7 protein-coding genes and 1 pseudogene are annotated in these 5,864 nt (G+C 51.1%); all 8 read left to right on the top strand.

The features are described 5' to 3' along the window. Positions 1-355 precede the first annotated feature (355 nt). Positions 356-565 (top strand): DUF2892 domain-containing protein, encoded by a 210-nt coding sequence (locus GWQ22_RS20670; protein ID WP_275931518.1) that lies wholly within the window; start codon positions 356-358, stop codon positions 563-565. Between the two features lie 3 nt (positions 566-568). Next, positions 569-1,090, top strand: a complete 522-nt coding sequence (locus tag GWQ22_RS20675) for a sigma-70 family RNA polymerase sigma factor (protein WP_275931519.1) — start codon at positions 569-571, stop codon at positions 1,088-1,090. Between the two features lie 120 nt (positions 1,091-1,210). Next, positions 1,211-1,519: a DUF2282 domain-containing protein gene (locus GWQ22_RS20680; RefSeq protein ID WP_108537516.1), complete on the top strand. Its 309-nt coding sequence runs from the start codon at positions 1,211-1,213 to the stop codon at positions 1,517-1,519. Positions 1,520-1,532: 13 nt separating this feature from the next. Next, a complete protein-coding gene (locus GWQ22_RS20685; protein WP_275931520.1) occupies positions 1,533-2,384 on the top strand; it encodes a DUF692 domain-containing protein in 852 nt (283 codons plus the stop codon). Continuing rightward, complete coding sequence (locus GWQ22_RS20690; RefSeq protein WP_275931521.1) at positions 2,381-3,151, top strand: DNA-binding domain-containing protein; 771 nt, start codon at positions 2,381-2,383, stop codon at positions 3,149-3,151. The genes GWQ22_RS20685 and GWQ22_RS20690 overlap by 4 nt, the downstream gene beginning before the upstream one ends. Next, positions 3,148-3,639 carry a DoxX family protein gene (locus GWQ22_RS20695; protein WP_275931522.1) on the top strand — a complete coding sequence of 164 codons (492 nt, stop codon included), beginning with the start codon at positions 3,148-3,150 and terminating at the stop codon, positions 3,637-3,639. Before GWQ22_RS20690 ends, GWQ22_RS20695 begins: the two co-directional genes overlap by 4 nt. Positions 3,640-3,762: 123 nt before the next feature. Beyond that, positions 3,763-4,911 carry a methyl-accepting chemotaxis protein gene (locus tag GWQ22_RS20700; RefSeq protein ID WP_275931523.1) on the top strand — a complete coding sequence of 383 codons (1,149 nt, stop codon included), beginning with the start codon at positions 3,763-3,765 and terminating at the stop codon, positions 4,909-4,911. 100 nt (positions 4,912-5,011) lie between these two features. Beyond that, positions 5,012-5,716, top strand: a pseudogene (locus tag GWQ22_RS20705) (IS5 family transposase); the annotation flags it as partial. Between the last annotated feature and the right edge of the window lie 148 nt (positions 5,717-5,864).

Below are 5,864 nucleotides of genomic sequence, written 5' to 3' on the forward strand. Positions count from 1 at the left end.
TCTGGCGCTGCCAAAAATCAACGCGTTCTTGAGTGGTCATAGCGGAAATCCCAACGTAGATACGATGGGTTTCAGTGTGCCGAGGTGATCTCAGTAAAAACAGGTGCTGATTCAGGGGCGCTTACCACCAAATGTTGTCTGACCCCAAGCATAGAGTACCAACTCGGTAAAGCTTGCTGGCAAGCGATCAGCCCCCCTCTAGTGATATCATTAACAACAATGGTCTGAGAGATTTTTGTGGGCTCAATTGAGTTTTTTCAGATTTTTTTCATTTTCTGCGAACCGCTTTGCTCACTCAGCCCCTCTTATCAAGTAAGAGAGCGATTCAGCACTCTTGCAATCGAAGGAGACGGACATGTTCTATGTAAAGAATGTCCCAAGCTGGGAGCGAGTATTGCGCATCATCCTGAGCATCATGGCGATCGTGTTTGCAGTGATGAGCTGGGGGAAATCAGACCTTGCTGTTGCAGCAGGAGTAATGAGTGCCATCCTTTCCATGACTGGCCTGATGGGTTTCTGCCCGATGTGTGCCATGGTTGGCCGTAAACTCGACAAAAGGAACTGAGTCATGACACATGGCATGATGGAAAAAGAGGATCTCATTCTGTCCGCGCAGACAGGAGATCATGCGGCGATCTCACGCTTGCTGGCAGTGTGCCATGCAGATGCACGACGCTACGCTCGCAAACACTGTCATGTCAGTGATGTTGATGATGCAGTCCAAGAGTCCCTGTTGGTGCTTTCCCGCAAAGTCAGTGGGCTCAAATCAGTGGCTGCTTTCTCCTCTTGGTTATTCACGGTCATTAAACGTGAATGTCATCGACTTGAGCGCATGATGTTTAAGCAAGACCTGCTAGAAGATGATGTGGCAGAGCAACAGCTGGCTAATCGTAGTGATGAATCGTTACGCATCGACCTGACGAATGCGCTGGAGTCCTTGCCCGCACATTACCTGGAGGTAGTGTTGCTGCGAGATTTTGAAGAGCTGACGATTACAGAAATCGCGGAGCGGCTAGGTGAACAACCAGGCGCGATCAAAAGCCGACTGCACAGAGCTCGTGAGCTAGTTAGAGAATATTTAGTCAGTTAATTCTGCACCGATGTTTTGTACGCAGTACGTATTTTTAAGAATCCGGACAGCAGGGCCTTAAAGAATAATCTGACATGCTTTTTGCTGGCTGGTTTATCAACCCACGAAAAGGAAATTCCGATGAAAAAGACAATCACTTCTGCCTCCCTTGCCATCGCTTTTGGCACCGCTCTGGTCATGGCTGCCTCACCGGTTAGTGCTGCCGAAGACAGCAAAATGGCTAGCATGGAGAAATGCTACGGTGTTGCTCTCAAAGGCAAGAATGACTGTAAAGCAGGAGCAGGCACTTCCTGCGCGGGCACTTCTGTACGTGATTACCAAGGCAATGCCTGGTCAATGGTTCCCAAAGGGACTTGCGAGCAGACTGAATCCGGTACCTCACCGACTGGATTTGGCCAGCTGAACGAGTTCAAGGAAAAGAACGCCTAATAGGATGAAAACCATGACACTGCCTGTCCTACCGAGGGCGGGCGGTGTCGGGTTGAAGCCGGAACATTTCCGGACGATCCTCGACACTCGCCCAGCTATCGGTTTTTTTGAGATCCACGCCGAAAATTACATGGTGGCGGGGGGGCCATTCCATCATTACCTCGAACGCATTCGAGCAGACTACCCGCTGTCCATCCATGGTGTTGGGCTATCAATAGGTGGTGAAGAGCCACTGGATGAAGCTCATCTGGATAGACTCGCCACACTCCTTACACGATATCAACCTGAGTCATTCTCTGAACATCTGGCTTGGTCAAGTCACCAAACTACGTTTCTAAATGACCTGTTGCCAACACCCTATACCCCACAAACCCGGGATCGCGTGTGCGAACATGTGAACCGAGTTCAGGAGCGGCTCGGTCGCCGGATGTTGCTTGAGAACCCTGCTACCTATGTTGAATTTATCGCCTCAACGATGTCAGAAGAGGACTTCATGAGTGAGGTGATTACCCGAACCGGTTGCGGGCTACTCCTGGATGTGAACAACGCCTATGTCTCTTGCGTTAATCACGGACGTGATGTTATGGCCTACATACGTGACTTGCCACTCTCAGCTGTCGGCGAAATCCATCTGGCAGGCCATGCCGAAGAAGTTGATGCTGCTGGAGCCCCCCTACTAATTGATAGTCATGGTGCTCCTGTCGCCAATGCGGTCTGGGATCTCTACAGCACTGTCATTGCTCTCTTAGGGCCTCAACCCACTCTTATTGAGCGGGACAACGACATTCCAGCATTTGCTGTTCTTGCTGCCGAGGCTCGCCAAGCTGAGTTGTTGATGGCAAGAAATAAGGAGATGGGTTTATGAGTAACCAAGCCGAATGGATGGCCGCTCTGTTGACGCCAACATCAGCGTCACCGCCTGGGTTAACTACCTGGAATGGCTCAGACCCAACCAAGCGGTTTGATGTGTATCGCAACAACGTGACCGTCTCGCTGATTGATGCTTTGGCTGACAGTTATCCTGTAGTGCAAGCCCTTGTGGGTGAGGTGTTTTTCAGGGCAATGGCTGCCGAGTTTATTCGTCATTATCCCCCCTCGTCTCCGGTACTTGTCTGGTATGGCGAGGAATATCCAGATTTCCTCGCTAACTTTCCACCTGTTGCAGGCTTGCCATATCTTGCTGATGTCGCTCGTCTTGAATGGCTCCGAGTAGAGTCGTGGCATGCGGCTGACGCAAAACCGCTATCCCAAGAAGCGCTAATATCATTGTTATCAGATGAAGCTATGCTGGCCCATATTTGCTTTACTCTGGATCCGGCTCTGCGAGTCCTGCATTCTGCTTATCCAGTGGTATCAATTTGGTCAGTGCACCAGGGCCAAGATCCCGCAGAAGGCATGAGGAGGGTTGATCTCACCTGTAGCCAGAGTGCATTGCTAGTTCGCCCTCAATTGGGGGTTGAGATCATGCACATAGAACACAATGCAGCAATGTTCATAGAACGTTTAAACAGCGGTGCTTCTTTTTCAGACGCAGTGACTGCATCAGGCCCATTTGATATACCAGAGACCCTTAGCCTGCTAATACGCAGTTATGCCTTAGTTGCAGCATCACCGATGGAGCACTCCCTATGATCCTCCGACTCACAACGTTGACCCACTCGGTGGTTCAGCTACTGTCACGCATCCCAGATGCGTGGATTGCACTGCTGGCGCGTTTTTCTATTGCCGCTATTTTCTGGAAATCAGGCCAAACAAAAATTCAGGGATTTTCTTTGGATATAGTTTCTGGGGAATTCCATTTTGGTTGGCCCCAGCTTTCCTCATCAGTTGTCGATCTGTTTCGTTATGAATATCAGCTGCCACTTATCCCTCCAGAATTAGGCGCTGTTATGGCAGCCACCGCCGAGCATCTCTTTCCTGCCCTAATACTGATTGGGCTCGCCACTCGATTTTCTGCATTAGCATTGTTAGGAATGACCATCGTTATTCAGTTCCTTGTTTATCCTGATGCCTATCCAACTCATGGTGTATGGGCGGCGGCTCTGCTGTTTCTCGTTGCGCGTGGCCCAGGACCACTTGCACTTGACCACTTGATCTCCAAACGCTTTGTAGCGAGGTGATGTATGCGTATCCGATCTCGTCTCACCCTTAACCATGTTGTGTTGCTTGTTTTTTAGCGGCTATTGCAGCAGTCGCTGCATCACGCTTGACCCTGCTTGCAGGGACAAGGTCAACAAGAGGCGATGAATCTACGACAAACCGAGGCGCTTGGTGTTGTTCACTCATCTGTTTTGTGGGTTCTGATACTCGGCCTTGGTGCATTTGGGGTTGGGACTATCATGGCATGGCATATCACGCGATCTATCGTGAGGCCACTGAGCCACGCGGTGCAAAGTCCCCGTCTTATTGCACAGGGCATTTTGGCTAACGAAGTGATGTCTGCTGGGCAAGATGAGCTAGGTGAGTTGCTGTCTAGCATGTTACATATGCGTCAGCGTTTGCATGACGTGATCCGTGCTATCAACACGAATGCGAATAATGTCAGTGATGCAGCCAGTGCACTAGAGGGAGCATCTGTTCGAGTGAACACAGGTTCAACTGAGCAAAGTGCGTTGGCCCATGCTATTGAGACCTCTGTGGCCGCTTTTTCAGATGGCATCACCTCACTGGCTAGTAATGTTCAAACCACCCGTGAAGAAGCCTCCAAGGCACACGATATGGCACAACAAGGTGTGCGCGAGATCATTAGTGTTGCTGATGAGATTGTACAAATTGCGCAGGCCGTGGAAAAGTCCGCACACACTGTTGCCAAGTTGGAGCAAAGTGCGTTGGTGGTAACCAATATGGTCGGTGTGATCCGAGAGATTGCTGACCAGACTAATTTGCTTGCCCTGAATGCGTCTATAGAAGCGGCTCGTGCGGGTGAGAGTGGACGGGGATTTGCTGTCGTGGCAGAAGAAGTGCGAACACTGGCTACTAGGACGGCCGATGCGACCGGACAAATTGACAATGTTATTGCCGCCATCAATCAGCAAACCACTCACGAAATCAAAAATGGACAGCAGGGCATGGCGCGGGGCACAACGTTAATCCGTGGCCTTATTGCCCCACTGGAGGCCCTGCAAGAAGGCGCTCAACACTCGTTAGATAGCCTGGATAGTTTGAGCGCTGTCGTGAGCAATCAAGTGAGAGAGAGCCAGTCAATCGCTACTCATATTGATGCTATCGTTCAAAAGGCACAGGCCAACCACAAGTGGGTCGCACCTTCCTTAGCTAGACGTGGTTGGTGTACACCATGTTGGTTCCCACTACTTTTTAGTGGGAACTACTTTGCCCACAACTGCCACGATTCACCAGACGGTACTGGCCTGACGCTTACGAACAGCTTGTAACTCACTCTCAACCATTGATGCCAAGTCCGCTAGGGAAGGTGCGAACAAGTCCCTGATGTGCGATCATGAGCCTCACTTGGCATCAGAGATGAGGTTCAGCATGAGTCATCAACTCACCTTCGCGGATGGCGAGTTCAATGCTAAACGCCGCAAAACCCGCAAAGAGATATTCTTGGCTCGCATGGACGCTTCGCTCCCATGGCCCAGAATGCTCGGGGTCATCGAACCTATCTACCCCAAAGCGGGCAATGGTCGTCGTCCCTACCCACTCGACACTATGCTCCGCATTCACTGCATGCAGCAGTGGTACAACCTCAGCGACGGCGCCATGGAGGATGTACTCTACGAGATTGCCTCGATGTGTCTGTTTGCTAAACCCTCCCTGGACCAGGCCATCCTTGACCGCATCACCATCATGAACTTCCGTCATCTGCTGGTGCAGCACCAACTGGCTCGCCAGCTCTTTGATGCTGTCAATCAGTGGCTTTGTGAAGCAGGTGTCATGATGAAGCAAGGCTCGCTGGTCGCTGCCACCATCATCGAGGCCCCCAACTCCACCAAGCACAAGCGTGGAGAACGTGGCCCTGAGATGCACCAGACCAAGAAAGGCAATCAATGGTATTTCGGCATGAAGGCCCATATCGGCGTCGATGCCAAAAGTGGCCTCACCCACAGCCTGGAGACCACGCCAGCCAACGAGCACGACTTCAATCCGGTGAGTCATCTGCTCCATGGCGAGAAAGCCTTTGTCTTCGCTGACGCGGGATATCAGGGGGCTGAAAACCGTGTGGAACTGGCTGACGTGAAGACCGAATAGGCGATTGCGATGCTGACTCTTATACACAAATATTGTGAACTGATTGGCACTTTTCCCGATTTCCAGGATCTGATCTCCTATGTGACTCCCGAACATGGTAACGATCATGCTAACTTTTGCTCTTCATCGTGCGGCC

Source organism: Aeromonas sp. 1HA1, from assembly GCF_029237385.1.
Classification (GTDB): Bacteria; Pseudomonadota; Gammaproteobacteria; order Enterobacterales; family Aeromonadaceae; genus Aeromonas; species Aeromonas popoffii.